The 18,833-nt window shown below is 72.7% G+C and carries 17 protein-coding genes, 1 other RNA gene and 1 pseudogene; 16 read left to right on the forward strand and 3 right to left on the reverse strand.

Annotated features, from left to right (window positions below; translation table 11 throughout):
- Positions 1-375, forward strand: a pseudogene (locus GTW43_RS19755) (hypothetical protein); the annotation flags it as partial.
- A gap of 93 nt (positions 376-468) precedes the next feature.
- Here the strand turns inward: GTW43_RS19755 and GTW43_RS19760 are convergent.
- Complete coding sequence (locus tag GTW43_RS19760) at positions 469-663, reverse strand: hypothetical protein (protein WP_161303346.1); 195 nt, start codon at positions 661-663, stop codon at positions 469-471.
- Between the two features lie 319 nt (positions 664-982).
- Between GTW43_RS19760 and ftsE the strand changes: the two genes are divergently transcribed.
- The 6 genes from ftsE to dacB all read left to right on the forward strand — a co-directional run bounded on the left by ftsE (position 983) and on the right by dacB (position 6,631).
- Positions 983-1,672: a cell division ATP-binding protein FtsE gene (gene ftsE / locus GTW43_RS19765; RefSeq protein WP_161303347.1), complete on the forward strand. Its 690-nt coding sequence runs from the start codon at positions 983-985 to the stop codon at positions 1,670-1,672.
- A gap of 39 nt (positions 1,673-1,711) precedes the next feature.
- Positions 1,712-2,629: a permease-like cell division protein FtsX gene (gene ftsX, locus GTW43_RS19770; RefSeq protein ID WP_161303348.1), complete on the forward strand. Its 918-nt coding sequence runs from the start codon at positions 1,712-1,714 to the stop codon at positions 2,627-2,629.
- A 78-nt stretch (positions 2,630-2,707) separates the two neighbouring features.
- On the forward strand, positions 2,708-3,868 hold the full coding sequence (locus GTW43_RS19775; RefSeq protein WP_161303349.1) for a S41 family peptidase: 1,161 nt from the start codon (positions 2,708-2,710) through the stop codon (positions 3,866-3,868).
- 31 nt (positions 3,869-3,899) lie between these two features.
- On the forward strand, positions 3,900-4,436 hold the full coding sequence (gene smpB, locus GTW43_RS19780) for an SsrA-binding protein SmpB (protein WP_202501709.1): 537 nt from the start codon (positions 3,900-3,902) through the stop codon (positions 4,434-4,436).
- Between the two features lie 79 nt (positions 4,437-4,515).
- Positions 4,516-4,903: a transfer-messenger RNA gene (ssrA, locus tag GTW43_RS19785) on the forward strand.
- A 108-nt stretch (positions 4,904-5,011) separates the two neighbouring features.
- Complete coding sequence (gene dacB / locus GTW43_RS19790) at positions 5,012-6,631, forward strand: D-alanyl-D-alanine carboxypeptidase/D-alanyl-D-alanine-endopeptidase (RefSeq protein WP_161303351.1); 1,620 nt, start codon at positions 5,012-5,014, stop codon at positions 6,629-6,631.
- A gap of 13 nt (positions 6,632-6,644) precedes the next feature.
- Here the strand turns inward: dacB and GTW43_RS19795 are convergent, their stop codons facing one another.
- Positions 6,645-7,871, reverse strand: coding sequence for an MFS transporter (locus GTW43_RS19795; RefSeq protein WP_161303352.1), 1,227 nt, complete (start codon positions 7,869-7,871; stop codon positions 6,645-6,647).
- 83 nt (positions 7,872-7,954) lie between these two features.
- On the opposite strand from GTW43_RS19795, the gene GTW43_RS19800 reads away from it, so the two are divergent.
- The 7 genes from GTW43_RS19800 to GTW43_RS19830 all read left to right on the forward strand — a co-directional run bounded on the left by GTW43_RS19800 (position 7,955) and on the right by GTW43_RS19830 (position 17,291).
- Entirely contained in the window at positions 7,955-8,932 is a 978-nt protein-coding gene (locus GTW43_RS19800) for a LysR family transcriptional regulator (RefSeq protein WP_161303353.1), read from the forward strand.
- A gap of 210 nt (positions 8,933-9,142) precedes the next feature.
- Complete coding sequence (locus GTW43_RS19805; protein ID WP_161303354.1) at positions 9,143-9,877, forward strand: hypothetical protein; 735 nt, start codon at positions 9,143-9,145, stop codon at positions 9,875-9,877.
- Between the two features lies 1 nt (position 9,878).
- Positions 9,879-12,068 carry a glycosyltransferase gene (locus GTW43_RS19810; RefSeq protein ID WP_161303355.1) on the forward strand — a complete coding sequence of 730 codons (2,190 nt, stop codon included), beginning with the start codon at positions 9,879-9,881 and terminating at the stop codon, positions 12,066-12,068.
- On the forward strand, positions 12,065-13,513 hold the full coding sequence (locus GTW43_RS19815) for an acyltransferase (protein WP_237536701.1): 1,449 nt from the start codon (positions 12,065-12,067) through the stop codon (positions 13,511-13,513). The genes GTW43_RS19810 and GTW43_RS19815 overlap by 4 nt, the downstream gene beginning before the upstream one ends.
- Before the next feature lie 106 nt (positions 13,514-13,619).
- Entirely contained in the window at positions 13,620-14,501 is an 882-nt protein-coding gene (locus GTW43_RS37575) for a hypothetical protein (RefSeq protein WP_202501711.1), read from the forward strand.
- Positions 14,502-14,637: 136 nt separating this feature from the next.
- Positions 14,638-15,987: a nitrate/nitrite transporter gene (locus tag GTW43_RS19825; RefSeq protein ID WP_161303356.1), complete on the forward strand. Its 1,350-nt coding sequence runs from the start codon at positions 14,638-14,640 to the stop codon at positions 15,985-15,987.
- A gap of 137 nt (positions 15,988-16,124) precedes the next feature.
- Positions 16,125-17,291 carry a uroporphyrinogen-III synthase gene (locus GTW43_RS19830; RefSeq protein ID WP_161303357.1) on the forward strand — a complete coding sequence of 389 codons (1,167 nt, stop codon included), beginning with the start codon at positions 16,125-16,127 and terminating at the stop codon, positions 17,289-17,291.
- 47 nt (positions 17,292-17,338) lie between these two features.
- On the opposite strand, the gene GTW43_RS19835 is transcribed toward GTW43_RS19830, so the two are convergent.
- Positions 17,339-17,848, reverse strand: a complete 510-nt coding sequence (locus GTW43_RS19835) for an anthrone oxygenase family protein (protein WP_237536702.1) — start codon at positions 17,846-17,848, stop codon at positions 17,339-17,341.
- Positions 17,849-17,940: 92 nt separating this feature from the next.
- Here GTW43_RS19835 and GTW43_RS19840 point away from each other — a divergent pair, with 92 nt between their 5' ends.
- Both GTW43_RS19840 and GTW43_RS19845 read left to right on the forward strand, forming a co-directional pair.
- Positions 17,941-18,483: a GNAT family protein gene (locus GTW43_RS19840; RefSeq protein WP_161303359.1), complete on the forward strand. Its 543-nt coding sequence runs from the start codon at positions 17,941-17,943 to the stop codon at positions 18,481-18,483.
- Between the two features lie 25 nt (positions 18,484-18,508).
- Positions 18,509-18,833, forward strand: a 325-nt coding sequence (locus tag GTW43_RS19845) for an ABATE domain-containing protein (RefSeq protein ID WP_202501717.1), incomplete at its 3' end; no start/stop codon positions are given.

Consider the following 18,833-nt stretch of genomic DNA (forward strand, 5'->3'; position numbering starts at 1 on the left):
GGCGGCGGCAACGGCGGCGACCAGAACGGTGGCAACCAGAACGGCGGCAACGGTAACGGCGGCGGCAACGGCGGCGACCAGAACGGTGGCGGCGGCAACGGCGGCGGCGGCAACGGTGGCGACAACACCAACCCCGACGGCGACAACAACCCCGTCGAGCAGGGCGGCCAGAGCGAGGACGGTCTGAGCGACACCGGCTCCGCCCCGGCCGAGCAGACCGGCACCGGCACCGGCAAGGGCTCGGACGGCGAGCTCGCCGAGACCGGTTCCTCCGGCACCACGATCCTGCTGATCGGCGCCGCGACGATGATCGCGGGCGGTGTGGGCTTCCGCCTGCTGCCGCGTCTCGCCAACAACCGCGGCGCCGCTGCGTGAGCTGACGCTCACCGCGCGCACCCGGCGTGACGAAGGGCCCGGAGCCACCCGGCTCCGGGCCCTTCGTGTGTCTGTCGCCGGCGGCGCGGCCGGTTACACGGTCTGGTGCGCCGCGAGCAGGGCCAGTGCGGCGATCACCACGGCCGCCAGCGCGATCAGTGCCATCGGGTGGAGGCCGGACAGCGGGTGCTCCTGCTGGAGCCGCTCGCGGTTCGCCCGGCAGACGGGGCAGCGGCCCTCGCTCACGGGCGCCGCGCAGTTCGCGCACACCAAGCGGTCATAGGTCATGCGCTGTCCTCCTCACGCGCCGCGGAGCCTGCCGTCCACATACCCACTGGTTCTCTCCGCTCAACGCTCCGGGAAACGCAACCGTTCCCCTACCACTGTGCCAGCTTCGCGGATTTTCGGCGCGCCTCCCTCCAGGGAGCGGCCCTGACCAGGCGCGGGACGGACAAAAGCGGCACCTCGGCGGACCGGCGCCGGGACAAAACGCGCAACCAGGGGCGGCGCCTGCACGCCGCCTCCCCATTCGCGTATGGTCACGCACACCGAGGGGGTGTCTCGGACATCCCCGCCCCCGACGCCCCCGAAGCTCCGAGGCGCACCAGTGATCCGATTCGACAACGTCTCCAAGGTCTACCCCAAGCAGACCCGGCCCGCCCTCAGGGATGTCTCCCTGGAGGTCGAGCGCGGTGAGTTCGTCTTCCTGGTCGGTTCGTCCGGCTCCGGCAAGTCCACCTTCCTGCGCCTGATCCTGCGCGAGGAGCGTGCCAGCCACGGCCAGGTGCACGTCCTGGGCAAGGACCTGGGCCGCGTCTCGAACTGGAAGGTCCCGCAGATCCGCCGCCAGCTCGGCACGGTCTTCCAGGACTTCCGGCTGCTGCCCAACAAGACGGTCGGCGAGAACGTGGCGTTCGCGCAGGAGGTCATCGGCAAGTCCCGCGGCGAGATCCGCAAGTCCGTGCCCCAGGTGCTCGACCTCGTCGGGCTGGGCGGCAAGGAGGAGCGCATGCCCGGGGAGCTCTCGGGTGGTGAGCAGCAGCGTGTGGCCATCGCCCGCGCGTTCGTGAACCGTCCCAAGCTGCTGATCGCGGACGAGCCCACGGGCAACCTCGACCCGCAGACCTCGGTCGGCATCATGAAGCTGCTCGACCGCATCAACCGCACGGGCACCACCGTGGTGATGGCCACTCACGACCAGAACATCGTGGACCAGATGCGCAAGCGCGTCATCGAGCTGGAGAAGGGCCGCCTCGTCCGCGACCAGGCCCGCGGCGTCTACGGCTACCAGCACTGACCGGCACCGTAGAAGAACTGCGAAAGGCTCTGTAAGCACATGCGTGCCCAATTCGTCCTGTCGGAGATCGGCGTCGGTCTCCGCCGCAATCTCACGATGACCTTCGCCGTCATCATCTCGGTCGCCCTCTCGCTCGCCCTGTTCGGCGGCTCGCTCCTGATGAGCGATCAGGTCAACCAGATGAAGGGCTATTGGTACGACAAGGTCAACGTCTCGATCTTCCTGTGCAACAAGGGAGACGCCGAGTCCGACCCGAACTGTGCCAAGGGCCCGGTCACGGCCGAGCAGAAGAAGCAGATCGTCAGCGACCTGGACAAGATGTCGGTCGTCGACAAGGTGGCGCACGAGTCGCAGGACGAGGCGTACAAGCACTACAAGGAGCAGTTCGGCGACTCCCCGCTGGCCAGCTCGCTGACCCCGGACCAGCTCCAGGAGTCGTACCGGATCAAGCTCAAGGACCCGGAGAAGTACGAGGTCATCGCGACCGCGTTCAACGGGCGGCCCGGTGTGCAGTCGGTGCAGGACCAGAAGGGCGTGCTCGACAACCTCTTCCGGCTGCTCGGCTATCTCAACGTCGCGGCGGGCGCGGTCATGGCGGTCATGCTCGTCGTCGCCCTGCTGCTGATCGTCAACACCGTGCGGGTGTCCGCGTTCAGCCGCCGCCGCGAGACCGGGATCATGCGGCTCGTCGGCGCGTCCGGCTTCTACATCCAGGCGCCGTTCATCATGGAGGCCGCCGTCGCGGGCCTCATCGGCGGCGGCATCGCCTGTGTGTTCCTCGCGGCCGGCCAGTACTTCGTGATCGACAACGGTGTGGCGCTGTCCGAGAAGCTCCAGCTCATCAACTTCATCGGCTGGGACGCGGTGCTGACCAAGCTGCCGCTGATCCTCGCGGTGAGTGTGCTGATGCCGGCGCTGGCGGCGTTCGTCGCTCTGCGCAAGTACCTGAAGGTGTGACGAGCGTCCTGTCCGTCCGAGTGCGGCGTACGGTTCAACTTCCCGTACGCCGCTTCGGGTTGTCCTAGACTCACCGGCATGTCCGGCCCGGAGCTGTTCTCCCGGCCCCGTCGCTTCGGCCGCGGGGCGGCCCTGAGTTTGGTCTTCGCGGGGGTCCTCGCCGCCGGCGCGGCCACCGGCGGGCTGCCGGGCGAGGAGCACGGGAGCGCCGGGCAGGACGACCAGCTCGCCGCCGCGCACGAGCGGCCGCTGCCCGACCCTTCCGAGGCCGCCGCCCGGGCGATGGCCGACGGCACGTCGCCCGTGAAGGCCGCCGAGGAGGCCGTCAGCCGCAGCGGGGACCGCTGGGCCGCGGTCTACTCCGAGGGCGAGTACGAGGAGTTCGAGCAGTCCCTGGACGGCGAGTACACGGGCGTCGGCCTGTGGGTGCGGCGCACCGCCGCCGGCCACCTCCAGGTGACCAAGGTGCGCGACGGATCTCCGGCGCGGGACGCCGGGCTGCGCGCGGGCGACCGGATCACCGCGGTCGACGGCCGCCCCGTCACCGGCCGCCCGGTCACCGAGGTCCTCGGACTGCTGCGCGGCGAGCACGCGGGCACCTCCGTCGAGGTCGGGCTGCGGCGCGGCACGCGCGCGTGGACACAGACCCTGCGCCGGGCCGCCCTCTCCACGGACCCGGTCACGGTGACCCGGCTGCGCGGTGCGGGCACCCTCGTGAAGGTCGGCGCGTTCACCAAGGGCGCGGGCGCGCAGGTGCGGCGGGCGGTGCGCGAGGCGCCCGCGGGCGGCGGCCTCGTCCTCGACCTGCGGGGGAACGGGGGCGGCCTGGTCACCGAGGCCGTCACCGCGGCCTCCGCCTTCCTCGACGGCGGGCTCGTCGCGACGTACGACGTGCGCGGCCGGCAGCGGGCGCTGCACGCCGAGCGGGGCGGTGACACCGCCAGACCCGTGGTCGTGCTCGTCGACAGCGGGACGATGAGCGCGGCCGAGCTGCTCACCGGCGCCCTCCAGGACCGCGGCCGCGCGGTCGTCGTGGGCTCCCGCACCTTCGGCAAGGGCTCGGTGCAGATGCCGAGCCGGCTGCCCGACGGCTCCGTGGTGGAGCTGACCGTCGGGCACTACCGCACCCCGTCGGGCCGCACCGTCGACGGCCGGGGCATCACCCCGGACCTGGAGGCCGACGCCACGGCCCTGGAGCGGGCCGAGACAGTATTGAGTGGCCTGGGGGACCCCTCGTAGTGCGAAAATGGCCAGCACTATGGCCAAGGCAATGTACGTACCGAAGGAGTCCCAGCCCAAGCAGGGCCAGGGGGCGGCGTCCAAGAAGGACGGCAAGCGCAAGATGGTCGCGCAGAACAAGAAGGCGCGCCACGACTACCTGATCATGGACACCTACGAGGCCGGCATCGTGCTGACCGGGACCGAGGTCAAGTCGCTGCGCCAGGGGCGGGCGTCCCTGGCCGACGCCTTCGTCCAGGTCGACGGGCACGAGGCCTGGCTGCACAACGCGCACATCCCCGAGTACAGCCAGGGGACGTGGACGAACCACGCGGTGCGGCGCAAGCGCAAGCTGCTCCTGCACCGCGAGGAGATCGACAAGCTCGAGGCGAAGTCCCAGGAGACCGGTCACACGATCGTGACCCTGGCGCTCTACTTCAAGGACGGCCGGGCGAAGGCCGAGATCGCGCTCGCCAAGGGAAAGAAGGAGTACGACAAGCGGCAGACGCTGCGCGAGCAGCAGGACCGCAGGGACTCGGACCGGGCCATCGCGGCGGCGAAGCGGCGGCAGCGGGCACGGGAGCGTTAATGGCTGGCATCGTGGGGCGCCGGTCGCGTACCATGGTCCATGTCGCTCGTTGCAGCGGCACCTTTTGAAAAAACAACATGGGGATGATCGGTTTCGACAGCGGATGTCGAAGCAGGGGAAGCGTGTCGAGGAAGCGGCAATGATCTCGTAAACCATATGTCGCAACCAATAATCGCCAATTCCAAGAGCGATTCCCAGTCCTTCGCCCTCGCTGCCTGATAACAGCGACTGAAGGACCCTAAAAGGGTGTCAGCCCGGGAGTGTTCCCGACCCGGATCCTGGCATAATCTAGGGAACTAAACCATCGAGCCCGGTCACGGGGTTCGATGGGAAATCAAACAGTGACTGGGCCCGTCGGCGACTTGTTCGCGTGATCACCGGGGCCGAGAAAATCGAAGCGAACTGCACACGGAGAAGCCCTGCTGCTGCACCGTTGGACGCGGGTTCGATTCCCGCCATCTCCACTCATCCCATGCGATACAGGCCCGACCGTCTTCGACGGCCGGGCCTTTGTCGTGTTCAGGGGGCCGTGGCGGTCTTGGCGCGGGTGCCGGTGTCCGGGATGCTGCTGTGGCATGAGCAGACCTGACGGACCTGTGAGACGAGACATCGGATTCCGCGGGCGGGCGAGGCGCTGGGTGTGGCCCGCCGTCGTGGCCGTGGCCGCGGCCACGCTGTCCTGGGGCGGGCCGGCCGGAGCCGACACCGACCCCAGCGGACTGCCCGAGGCCATCGACACGATCCTCGGCGACCCGCGCATGGAGGGCGGCGCCGCGAGCGTCGTCGTCGCCGACGCGCGCACCGGCGAGACGCTCTACCAGCACGATCCGACCGCGCGGCTGATGCCCGCCTCCAACACGAAGCTCGCCACGTCAGCCGCCGCCATGCAGCTCCTGGGCCCCGAGCACCGGTTCAGCACCGATGTGCTGGCCGCCGGGCGGGTGCGCGGCGGGGTCCTCGCCGGGGACCTCTACCTGCGCGGGACCGGCGATCCGACGACGCTCGCCGCCGACTACGACCGGCTCGCCGCGGACGTCGCGGCGGCGGGCGTGCACCGGGTCGACGGACGGCTCGTCGCCGACGACACCCGCTTCGACGGCCACCGGCAGGGCGACACGTGGGGCGCCGACGACGAGTCCTCGTACTACGCGGCGCAGATCTCCGCGCTGAGCGTCGCCCCCGACACCGACTACGACACCGGGACGGTCATCGTCGAGGTCGCCCCCGGCCGGAAGGCGGGCGACAAGCCCGTCGTCAAGGTCACGCCGCCGAACCGGTACGTGCACCTCGACGTGCGGGCGCGCACCGTCGCGGCCGACGGTGCGGACGGCGTGACCGTCGAGCGCGCGCACGGCACCAACACCATCACGGTCGCGGGCTCGCTCCCGGTCGGCGGTGACACCGCCAAGGAGTGGGTCACGGTCTGGGAGCCGACCGGCTACGCGGCCGCCGTGTTCCGTGACGCCCTCGCCGCGCACGGCGTGCGGGTCGAGGGCGGCACCCGGCTCGGCCGGGCCACCCCGGCGGGCGCGGCGCGGCTGGCCACGCACGCGTCGATGCCGCTCAGGGAGCTGCTCGTGCCGTTCCTGAAGCTGTCCAACAACATGCACGCCGAGTCCCTGATCAAGGCCATGGGCCACAAGGCGACCGGGCGGCCGGGCAGTTGGGCCGACGGCACCGCCGCCGTCGCCGGATACCTGCGGGGTGCGGGCGTCGACGCCGGGAAGGTGCGCCAGGTGGACGGCTCGGGGCTGTCCCGCAAGGACAACTTCGCGGCACGCCAGATCGCCGACCTGCTGCTGGCCGTGCGCAAGGCGCCCTGGTACGCGGACTGGTACGCCGCGCTGCCGGTGGCCTGCGCGCCCGAGCGCTTCGTCGGCGGCACCCTGAGGTCCCGGATGTGCGACACCCCGGCCGCCGGGAACGCACGGGGCAAGACCGGCTCCCTGACCGGTGCCTCGGCGCTGTCCGGCTACGTGAAGGCCGCCGACGGACGCGAACTGGTCTACAGCGTCGTGCAGAACAACTACCTGGTCGACTCCGTGAAACCGCTGGAGGACGCCGTCGTCGTCACCCTCGCCCGGTCCACCGCGCAGAAGGCGACGGCGGTCCTGCCGAAGTCCGTGCGCGCCGTGCCCGCCGCCGAGCGCGACGGCGGGCTGGAGTGCTCGTGGCGCAAGCCCGCCGCGTGCTGAGCGTGCCCCGGGCTCAGGACGGGCGGCCCGGGCGGCAGGCGTAGCCGTACAGGGCGAGCAGCAGGGCGCAGGCCGCCGCCGTGACCGGGACCGCGTACGCAGGCGTCGGGCCCCAGTGCTCCACCGCCGTGCCGCCCACGGCCGAGCCGCACGCGATGCCGCCGAGCAGGCCGGTCACGGCGAGGGTCATGCCCTCGTTCAACTGGGCGGCCGGTGTGCGCCGCTGGATCAGCGTCATGCCGGTCACCATCGTCGGCGCCGTCGCCATCCCCGCGATCAGGAGCGCCCCGCCGAGCACGAACAGGGAGCCGGTGAGCGCGGCCGCGAGCAGCGGCAGGGTCATCAGGGCCGTCATCGCCGCCACGCACAGCGGGTGTCTGCGGTCGGCGGGTCCTGTGGGCCGCAGGGCGCCGTTGACCAGGCCCGCCGCACCTGAGCCCGCGGCCTGGAGCGCCAGGATCGCGCCCGCCCACGCCTTGTGCCCCTGCGTGTCGGCGAACGCCACCGTGACGACCTCGAGCGAGCCGAAGATCCCGCCCATGGCGAGGAAGGAGAGCAGCAGGGGCGGCATGCCGCGGACCAGCAGCGGGGTGCGCGCCTTCTCAGCACGGGGGTGCGGCGGGGGTTCCGTCGAGCGCTGCGCCGCGAAGACCAGGATGCCGCTCACCATCAGGAGCGCCGAGGCCAGCGTGCCCGCCTCCGGGAACAGCGACCCGCACAGGAACGCGGCGACGACCGGGCCGAGCATGTAGCAGAACTCGTCCGCCGCCTGCTCGAAGGAGTTGGCGGTGTGCAGGGCGTCCGGGTCGTCGGCGAGCAGGTGCGCCCAGCGGGCCCGGGACATGCCGCCCGTGTTGGGGGTCGTCGCCGTCGCCAGGTAGGCGGCGAACAGCGTCCAGTCGGGCGCCCCGGAGCGCACGCACAGCAGCAGCCCGAGCGAACCGCACGCCGAGACCGCGACCGCGGGGACCGCCACCCTGGCCTGTCCGAACCGGTCCACCAGGCGTGCCGTCCACGGCCCGACCAGCGCGTTGGCGACCAGGCCGGTCGCGGTGACGGCACCGGCGAGCGCGTAGGAGCCGCGGACCCCCGAGATCATGATCACGGCGCTGATGCTGAACATCCCCTGCGGGAAACGGGCGATGAGGTTGCCGAGGGTGAAGGCGCGGGCGCCGGGGATCGTGAACAGCCGCAGGTAGGACCCGCCGCGTCGGGGTCGTGTCGTGAGCGCGTCAGTCATGTGCCGAGCGTCGCCGCGGGCCGGGCCCGCGGTCCAACACCTGTCCGGTGCCCGTTCACGCGTCTGCGTTGTAGGTTCGCCCGGTGCCCCCCTCGCATGTGGAACCCCGCCTGTTGCGTGCCTTTCTCGCCGTCGCCGAGGAGCTGCACTTCACCCGGGCCGCCGGCCGGCTCTACGTCGCGCAGCAGGCGCTGAGCCGGGACATCCGCCGCCTGGAGCGCGAGCTCGGCGCCGAGCTGTTCGTCCGCACCACCCGGCAGGTCGCCCTCACCGCCGACGGGGCACGGCTGCTGCCCCACGCGCGGCGGGCGCTCGCGGCGCAGGACGCGCTGCTCGCCGCGTTCACCGCCCCCGCGCCGGACCACCCGCCGCTGCTCGTGGACGTCAACAGTCCGGGCCTCGTGCACGAGCTCGTCCTCGCGCGGGCCCGCGAACTCGCCCCCGACCAGGAGCTGATGGCCCGCTACGAGAGCGGCCTGACCGGCGCCGCCACCGAGCTGCTCGCCGGGCGCCTCGACGTGTCCTTCGGCCGGTTCGCCGGACTCGACCCGGCCGTGCGGGCCCGCCTCGACCAGCAGCCGATGCGGTACGAGCCGATGGCGATCGTGCTGCCCGACGATCATCCGCTGGCCGCGCTCGACGCCGTCCCGCTCGGCCGCCTCGCGGGGGAGACCGTCTACGCCGGTGCGGGCAACCCGCGCACCCCCGAGTGGACCGAGCTGGCCCGGCTGCTGTTCGAGGGCCGGGGCATCGAGGTGGCCCCGCCCGCGCCTCTCGCCGTCGGCAAGGAGGAATTCCGGCGGATCATGACCAAGTACCGGAATCCGGTACTGACCGGAGTGGACTTTCCGGCCATGCCCGGGACGGTGCGCAGACCGCTCGTCGACCCGGTCCCGCTGTCACCGGTGTCGCTGGTGTGGCGCAAGGGGCGGGAGCACCCCGGAATCGCCGCACTCCGCGCGGCCGCGACCGCCCTCGCCGCCGAGAACGGCTGGCTGGAGTGCCCCCAGAACGGCTGGATTCCGGCCATGGATGCACTCATCATGATGAGCCGGACCTGAGGCGTGGCCACGACCGTCACTCGCGTGCGCTACATTCTTCGTCCGGGCGCAGTGTGATAAGGGGGGCGCTCGGATCGGGTGGGGGCCCGGTCCGGACGACGATGCTCGGCAGTCGCGCGCGCACCCGTGAACAGGCCCGTGGGGGGAAGTGCGTACGTGGAAAATTGGCGAGAAGACGCCCTGACAGGGCAGACCCATGATCCGAACGAGGTGACGGTCCAGCTCGACGGGGCCGGCCGGCAGCTGGGGGAGCTGCTCTCGGCCGAGTCCGGCCCGGGCGCGCCCGCGGCCGACGACAAGGAAGTCCCCGTCTTCGTCGACGACTCGGGGCGCCGCAGCCGCACGTTCCGCCGGATAGGCGTGGCCGTGGGCATGGCCTGCGCCGTGTACGCGGTCGTCGTGGTGGTCACCCTGCTCTCGGGGAACTCGAGCGCGCCGTGGCTGCCCATGGACTCCGACAAGAAGGGGCCGTCGGGTCAGGTAGACACCAAGCCCCTGGTCCCCGCCGAGACGGCCTCGCCGTCGGCGTCGCCGGGCGACACGCCGTCTCCGGGGGCCTCGGACAGCGCGTCCCCCGACGCGTCCCGTTCACCCGGTGACGGCACCGCCCCGGCCACCGGCGCGACCTCGGGCACGACGTCCCCGGGCACCGGCACGACCCCGTCCGGCAAGCCCACCGGCGGGAAGACGACCCCGCCGCCGGTCGACCCGCCGGACCCCACCGACGACACCCCGCCGCCGGTCGACCCGCCGGACCCCACCGACGACGACAGCACCCCGCCGGTCGAGCCCACCGACGGCGCGAGCGACCCGGCCGCCGGCACGGGCACCGGCACCGACGCGGTCGCCGACGGCGCCGCCGCCTCCGCTCTCCCCGCCGATCAGCACGCCGGCGCGGGCGCGCCGGCCGCTTCCGCCGCGTCCCCGGAAAGCAGCGTCCTCTGAGATGTCCCACCGCTCACGTTCCCGGCGGCGTCAGCCTGCCCGCAGACGCCGCGTCCCGCTGCGCTACCTGCTCCCCGTCCTGCTGCTCGTCGCCCTGCTCGCGATGCTCCTGCTGCGCGGCTACGTGCACAGCGAGATCATGGCCGACCACCGCATCCAGCCCGAGGCGGCCACCGACAAGGTGCCCGACAAGATCCTCGAGGGCGGCCCGGTCATCGACACCCGGCAGGGCCGCGCGACCAGCCGGTCCATCGACGACCACAAGCTCGTCCTCACCTTCGACGACGGGCCCGACCCGGAGTGGACGCCGAGGGTCCTCGACGTCCTGAAGAAGCACGACGCGCACGCCGTCTTCTTCGTCACCGGCACCATGGCCTCGCGCTACCCGGACCTCGTGCGGCGCATGGTCGACGAGGGCCACGAGGTCGGCCTGCACACGTTCAACCACCCCGACCTGTCGTACCAGTCGACGCGGCGCATCGACTGGGAGCTGTCGCAGAATCAGCTGGCCCTGGAGGGCGCGGCGGGCGTGCGCACCTCCCTGTTCCGGCCGCCGTACTCGTCGTTCGCCGACGCCATGGACGACAAGTCCTGGCCGGTCGCCCAGTACATCGGCTCGCGCGGCTACCTCACGGTCGTCAACAACACCGACAGCGAGGACTGGAAGCGCCCCGGCGTCGAGGAGATCATCCGCCGGGCCACGCCGCACCACGGCAAGGGCGCGATCGTCCTCATGCACGACTCCGGCGGCAACCGCGCGCAGACGGTCGCCGCCCTCGACCGCTTCCTGCCCGACCTGCAGAACAAGGGCTACCGGTTCCAGAACCTGACCGAGGCGCTCGGCACCCAGAGCGCCCACACGCCGGTCACCGGCATGGAGCTGTGGAAGGGCCGGGCGTGGATCTACGCGGTCCAGGCCTCGGAGAACATCACGACCGTCATGGTCGCGGGGCTCGCCGTCATCGGCGTCCTCGTCATGGCCCGCTTCGGCCTGATGCTGCTGCTCTCCGCGCTCCACGCCCGCCGCGTGCGGCGCAGGGGCTTCGCCTGGGGACCGCCGGTCACCGAGCCGGTCTCGGTGCTCGTCCCGGCGTACAACGAGGCGAAGTGCATCGAGAACACCGTGCGGTCGCTCATGTCCAGTGAGCACCCCATCGAGGTGATCGTCATCGACGACGGCTCCACCGACGGCACCGCGCGCCTCGTGGAGAACATGCGGCTGCCCAACGTCCGCGTGGTCCGCCAGCACAACGCGGGCAAGCCCGCGGCCCTCAACAGGGGCCTCGCCAACGCCCGGTTCGACCTCGTCGTGATGATGGACGGCGACACCGTCTTCGAGCCGTCCACCGTGCGCGAGCTCGTGCAGCCCTTCGGCGACCCGCGCGTCGGCGCCGTCGCGGGCAACGCGAAGGTGGGCAACAGGGACTCGCTCATCGGCGCCTGGCAGCACATCGAGTACGTGATGGGCTTCAACCTCGACCGCCGCATGTACGACATCCTGCGCTGCATGCCGACGATCCCCGGCGCCGTCGGAGCCTTCCGGCGCAGCGCTCTGGACCCCATCGGCGGCATGAGCGACGACACGCTCGCCGAGGACACCGACGTCACGATGGCCCTGCACCGCCAGGGCTGGCGCGTCGTCTACGCGGAGAACGCGCGCGCGTGGACCGAGGCCCCCGAGTCCGTCCAGCAGCTGTGGTCGCAGCGCTACCGCTGGTCGTACGGCACGATGCAGGCGATCTGGAAGCACCGCCGCGCCCTGATCGAGTCGGGCGCCTCCGGCCGCTTCGGCCGGGTCGGCCTGCCGCTCGTCTCCCTCTTCATGGTCCTCGCGCCGCTGCTCGCGCCCCTGATCGACGTCTTCCTGCTCTACGGGGTCGTGTTCGGGCCCACGCAGAAGACCGTGATCGCCTGGCTCGGCGTGCTCGCGCTCCAGGGCGTCTGCGCGGCCTACGCGTTCCGCCTCGACAAGGAGCGGATGACGCACCTCATATCCCTTCCGCTCCAGCAGCTTCTGTACCGGCAGCTGATGTACGTCGTGCTGCTGCAGTCCTGGATCACCGCGCTCACCGGCGGCCGGCTGCGCTGGCAGAAGCTGCGCCGCACCGGCGCGGTGGGCATGGCGCCCGGCGGCATTCCGCACCAGCGGACGGCGGCGGTTGCCGGTGACGACAGGAGGCCGGTGGCATGACGCACCCCCAGGACCCGGCGTACCGGGGACAGCAGTACCCGCCGCAGCAGGGTTACCAGGAGCAGTACGCAGAGCAGTACGAGCCGTACGCAGACCAGTACGCAGACCAGTACGCGGACCAGCACCCGGCGCCGTACGCGGACCAGCAGGTGCCGGCGCAGGCCGGCTGGTTCGACGCGGCGGGGGCCACCCGGCTCGCCGAGCCGCCGCCGGCCCCGGCTCCGGCCGCTGACGCCACCCGGCCGCTGCCCGAGGCGCCGCCGGAGGCGAAGCCCGCGCCGAAGAAGCCCGGCCGCGACCGCTACCTGGACCTGCTGCGCACGACCGCGCTCGTCCGCGTGGTCGTCTACCACCTGTTCGGCTGGGCCTGGCTGTCGGTCGTCTTCCCGTCGATGGGCGTCATGTTCGCCCTCGCCGGATCGCTGATGGCCCGCTCGCTGAGCCGCCCCGCGCTCAGCGTGATCCGGGGCCGCGTCCGGCGGCTGCTGCCGCCGCTGTGGGCGTTCGGCGCGGTCGTCCTCACGATGCTCTTCCTGGCCGGGTGGAACCCGGGCAAGGACCCCGACCTCGGCGGCACCTGGGGCTGGGCCACCCTCTTCAACTACCTGGTGCCGATCGGCGCCCCCACCTACCCGTGGCACATCGGCGCGGACGGCGGCCTCCTCGACGCGACCTGGCCCGCCCAGGCCGCGGGCCCGCTCTGGTACCTGCGCGCCTACCTGTGGTTCGTGATCGCCTCGCCGCTGCTGCTGTGGGCGTTCCGCCGCGTGCCGTGGGCGACGCTGCTCGCCCCGCTCGCCCTCGCCGCCGTCATCGGCACGGGCCTGGTCACCATCCCGGGGGAGACGGGCAACGCGGTCACCGACTTCGCCGTCTACGGCAGTTGCTGGGTGCTCGGCTTCGCGCACCACGAGGGCCTGCTCGCCACGATCCCGCGCTATCTCGCGGTGTCCTGCTCGGCGCTCGTCATGGCCTTCGGCCTGTGGTGGGCCTCGGGTCACCTCGGCCCGGACGGCTGGGACCTGAACGACATCCCGCTGGCCCAGGCCACCTGGTCCTTCGGCTTCGTCGTCATCCTGCTCCAGTACTCGCCGTCCTGGCAGCAGCTGCCGGGCCGGCTGGCGAAGTGGGACAAGGTCATCACGCTGTCCAACAACCGCGCGGTGACGATCTATCTGTGGCACAACATGCTGATCATGGCCACGGTCCCGCTCATCGACCTCGCGTACAGCCTGCCGTTCATGGGGGACGAGCGCTGGAGCGGCGCCCTGGACTCCACGTACACGCTGTGGATGTTCGTCCTGGTGTGGCCGCTGATCGCGCTGTCGATCGTCGGGGTCGGCTGGATCGAGGACCTGGCGGCGAAGCGCCCGCCGCGGCTGTGGCCGGACGGGTCGAGGAAGAGCCGCGCCGGGAGCGGCGGGAAGGGCACGCGCCGGGCCTGATCCGGCGGGCCGGCCGGTGACCACGGCCCGGGACGCCCTTGTGGCGCCGTCCCGGGCCGGGTTGACTGGCGCGGCGCACCGGACGAGCGACAAACGGGGGACCGGCATGACACAGCCGCCGCACGACGGCCAGGGGTACGGCTACGGCGGGCCGCAGCCCCCGCCGCAGCCCCCGCAGCAACCACCCGGGCAGCCGGGTCCCTACGGTGCCCCGCCGCCGCAGCAGCCGGGCCCGTACGGCGGGGACAACCCGTACGCGAACCCGCCCGCGCCGCCCGGGCCCTACGGCGCGGCGCAGCCGCCCGCACCGGCGCCCGGCCCCGGGTACGGCCCCGGCCCCGGATACGGCTACGGCGGGCCCCAGCAGCCGCCGCCCTACGGTCAGTTCCCGCCGCCGCCTCCGCAGCGGCCCGGCGGCGGGCGCAGACGCGCCGTCCTGATCGCGGCCGCGGTCGTGGTCGTCGCCGCACTGGCCGGCGGCGGCGTCCTGCTGGCGACGAGCGGCGACGACGACGGGGACGACGACAAGCCGGTCGCGCAGCACAGCAGCGGCGCGGTGACGCAGAGCCCGACCCCGCCGACCAGCGCACCGCCCACGGAGGTGCCCACCGACGAGCCGTCCAGCGCGCCGCCGGACCTGCCGGACGGCCCGCCCGAGGAGCGGCCCGCGGGGGACACCGGCTACCAGGGCCAGTGGCAGAACGAGAAGGCCCAGACCCTCACGGTCGGCGCCAAGATGGCCTCCGGCGAGGCGAAGGGCAAGTACAGCGTCTCCTACATCGACGCGGGCGGTAAGGGCATCTGCACGGGCATCGGCCAGCCGCTGAGCGGTGACCGGTTCCGGATCGCGGTGTCCTGCGTGGGCCAGGACACCGGGGACAAGGTGTTCGCCGCGAACCTCACGCAGGCCTCCGACGTCGTCACCCTCACCTGGGACAAGGGCGGCGGCACGGTGAAGCTGCCCTGGAGCGGTCCCGGCTCCACCTGATCGGGGCATGCTCACGGCCGGTCCCGGCGCCGGGTGAGAGCAACGTTCCCGGCCGGTCACGCCACGGCACAGCCCCGAAATCCCGCCTCCCTACGGTCGGTCGCATCAGCCGCGAACCGTGACCTGGAGGCGCCAGATGGCCGGCCGGAGCTGGATCGAAGAGTGGGACCCCGAGGACGAGGCGTTCTGGCGGGACACGGGCGCCGGGGTGGCCCGCCGCAACCTCGCGTTCTCGGTGCTGTCCGAGCACATCGGGTTCTCGGTGTGGACCCTGTGGTCGGTCATGGTCCTTTTCATGGGGCCCGAGTACGGCATCGACCCCGCCGGGAAGTTCTTCCTCGTGTCGATGGCCACGCTCGTCGGGGCGTTCGTGCGGGTGCCGTACACCTTCGCCGTCGCCCTGTTCGGCGGCCGCAACTGGACCGTGATCGCGGCGAGCCTGCTGCTCGTGCCGTCCGTCGCCGCGTTCGTGGTGATGGAACCCGGCACCTCGTACGGCACGTTCCTGCTGTGTGCGGCGCTCACCGGTGTCGGCGGCGGCAACTTCGCCTCGTCGATGACGAACATCAACTCGTTCTTCCCACTGCGGAAGAAGGGCTGGGCACTCGGACTCAACGCGGGCGGCGGGAACGTGGGCGTGCCCGTCATCCAGCTGATCGCGCTCGCCGTCATCGGCGCGGGCGGCGGGCCGCGCGTGCTGCTCGGCGTCTACATCCCGCTGGTCGTCGTCGCCGCGCTGTGCGCGGCCCTGTTCATGGACAACCTGGCGACGGTGAGGAACGACACCGGAGCGGCCGGGGCGGCGGTGCGGGACGTGCACACCTGGATCATGTCGTTCCTGTACATCGGCACGTTCGGGTCGTTCATCGGCTACTCGTTCGCGTTCGGTCTCGTCCTGCAGACCCAGTTCGGGCGGACCCCGCTGCAGGCCGCCGGGGTCACCTTCGTCGGCCCGCTGCTCGGCTCGCTGATCCGGCCCGTCGGCGGCCGGCTCGCCGACCGGTTCGGCGGGGCGCGCATCACCCTGTGGACGTTCGTGGCGATGGCCGCGGCGACCGGTGTGGTGGCGCTCGCGTCGGTCCGGTCGTCCCTGGCGCTGTTCACCGGCGCGTTCATCGTGGTATTCGTGCTCAGCGGGCTCGGCAACGGGTCCACGTACAAGATGATCCCGGGCATCTTCCACGCCAAGGCGCTCGGCAAGGGGCTCACCGGGGAGGCCGCGGCCGCGTACGGGCGGCGGCTGTCCGGGGCGTCGATGGGGCTGATCGGCGCGGTCGGGGCGCTCGGCGGGCTCGGCATCAACCTCGCCTTCCGGCAGTCCTTCCAGAGGGCGGGAACCGGCACCGGGGCCTTCGTGTCCTTCCTCGCCTTCTACGCGCTCTGCTGCGCTGTGACATGGGCCGTATACCTTCGTGGCGCGGCGGGCCGTACCGTGGCAGCGACCGGCGCCGGGACGAAGCCGCAGCTCAGCTACGCCGAGGTGTGAGCGCGGCGGCGCCGCCGGGTGCGTAACACGCACGCAATCATGTGGAACCGGGCCCGTCACGGAGCGTTGACAGGCTCGGACCGCGTGCACGGTGGACGCGGTGCACGGGACGACCGTCGAGCGGGACGAGAACGAGCATGGACGAGGAACAGCAGGCCGCCGGGACGGGGCCGGAGCCGACGGCACGGGCCGGCGAGGCCGGGCACGGGCCGCTCGCGGGCTTCACGGTCGGGGTGACCGCCGCGCGCCGCGCCGACGAGCTGGGCACGCTGCTGCGGCGGCGCGGCGCGGCCGTGCTGCACGCGCCCGCCCTGCGCATCGTGCCGCTCGCCGACGACAGTGAACTCCTCACCGCGACGAAGGAGTTGATCGACCACGCGCCGGACGTGGTGGTCGCCACGACGGCCATCGGGTTCCGCGGCTGGGTCGAGGCCGCCGACGGCTGGGGCCTGGGCGAGTCGCTCCTGGCCCGGCTGCGCGGCGTCGAGGTGCTGGCCCGCGGACCCAAGGTCAAGGGCGCGATCCGGGCCGCCGGACTGACCGAACAGTGGTCGCCGTCCTCCGAGTCGATGGCCGAGGTGCTCGACCGGCTGCTCGCCGAGGGCGTCCAGGGGCGGCGGGTGGCCGTCCAGCTGCACGGGGAGCCGCTGCCCGGCTTCGTCGAGGCGCTGCGCGAGGCGGGGGCCGAGGTGGTGGGCGTGCCGGTGTACCGGTGGCTGCCGCCGGTGGACATCGGGCCCGTGGACCGGCTGCTCGACGCGACCCTCGCGCGCGGGGTCGACGCCCTGACCTTCACCTCCGCGCCGGCCGCGGTGTCGCTCCTCGAACGGGCCGAGGTGCGCGGGCAGTTGCCCGGGCTGCTCGACGCGCTCCGGCACGACGTCGTACCGGCCTGCGTCGGGCCCGTGACGGCGCTGGCGCTCCAGGCGCGCGGGGTCGACACGGTGCAGCCGGAGCGGTTCCGGCTCGGGCCGCTCGTGCAGCTCCTGTGCCGTGAACTGCCCGGCCGGGCGCGGGTGTTGCACGTCGCCGGGTGCCGGGTCGAGATCCGCGGCCACGCGGTCCTGGTCGACGGGGACCTGCGGCCCGTGCCGCCCGCCGGGATGGCGCTCCTGCGGGCGCTCGCGCGGCGGCCCGGCTGGGTCGTGGCCCGCGCCGACCTGCTGGCGGCGCTGCCCGGGGCGGGGCGGGACGAGCATGCCGTCGAGACGGCGATGGCGCGGTTGCGGGGGGCGCTCGGGGCGCCGCGGCTGGTGCAGACGGTGGTGAAGCGGGGGTACCGGCTGGCGGTGGACGCGCCGTAGCTGCAGGTCGATGCGGCCCGCGCCCCTGGAGGTGCGGATCTCGTCCGCTACCCCCGGCCGCTGCCGCAGGCGCGGGTGAGGAGGGCGCGGGTCAGGCAGGCGCAGGCCAGGGTGCAGAGGACGGCGCGGACCACGTTCCAGGCCACCCAGGGGTCCTCGAAGTCCGCGCGGACCTTCGCCGGGTCCGCGATGCGGGCGGGCGGGCCGGCTGCCGCGAGCGCGTCGTTCAGGGGGATGTGCAGCACCCCCGTCAGCGCGAACGCGAGCACGTACAGGGCCAGCGCCGCCCACACCCACCGGCGCACCCCGGCCCGGCTCCGCACCCGCCACGCCGCGACCCCGGTCAGCACCAGCGCCCCGACGAAGCTCAGGAAGAACACCGGGTTCTGGATGACGTCGTTGATGTTCTGCATCACCTCGATGTACGTGCGGTCGCCGCTGCGCGCCAGCGCCGGCATCACGGCGCACCCGAAGATGTAGAACGTGCCGGCGATGAGTCCCATGGCGACCGTCGCCGCGCCGAGGAGAAGTCCGTCGAATCCCTTGGTCCGTGTCATGTCTCCAGTGAAGGCGCGGGGCCGCCGGCCGGACATCGCCGAGCCGCGCGGGCGCATACGCGAGCGTCCACCGGCCCGCGTACGGTACGCACATGCCGCATGTATCGATCACGCCCGGGATCACGCTGCGCCGGGCCGTCCCCGCGGACGCGCAGGCGCTGGCCGATGCCCAGATCCGCAACAAGGCCCATCTCGCGGCGACCGAGCCGTACCGCGACGCGTCGTACTACACGGCCGCCGCGCAGACCGAGCGGATCACGCAGCCGCAGAGCGCGACCTGGGTGCTCGACGACGGGGAGCGGATCGTGGGCCGGGTGATGCTCACCGGCATCGTGCTCGGGCCGCTGTGCAGTGCGAGCGTCGGCTACTGGGTCGACGCGGACCACCGCGGGCGCGGACTCGTCCCGGCGGCCCTGGAGGAGATCGCCCGGATCTCCCGCGACGAGCTCGGCCTGCACCGCCTGGAGGCGGGCACGCTCACCGACAACGTGGCCTCGCAGCGCGTCCTCGCCAAGTGCGGGTTCGTCCGCTACGGACTCGCGCCGCGGTTTCTGCACATCGCGGGCGAGTGGCGCGACCACGTCCTGTTCCAGCGGATCCTGCACGACGATCCGCCCGCCCACGTTCCCAAGTAGGCCGCGGGCGGGCACTGTAGAGGGCATGGCAGCAGTACCCACAGGGTCCCGCCCGTCCACCCCCGTCCCCCACGAGCTGCGGTTCGACGCCGGACGTCTCTGCCTGGACCTCGTCGCCACCGCGCATCCCGAGGAGCGGCTGATCTCGCCCGACCGGCTGCGGTCCTGGCTGGCCGGCGCGGGCCTGGTGCCCGACGGCGGCGACCTCCCCTCCTGCGCCGCTGCCTGGCTGCCCGCCTTCCGCGAACTGCGCGGCCACATCGGCCGGCTGGTGCGCGGCGAGCTCGCCGGCCGGCCCGCCCCGGCCGCCCTGGAGCGGGTCAACCTGCTGGCCCGCGCCGCCCCGCCCG

Origin of the sequence: Streptomyces sp. SID5785, from assembly GCF_009870065.1 — a bacterium.
In the GTDB taxonomy this organism is placed as follows: domain Bacteria; phylum Actinomycetota; class Actinomycetes; order Streptomycetales; family Streptomycetaceae; genus Streptomyces.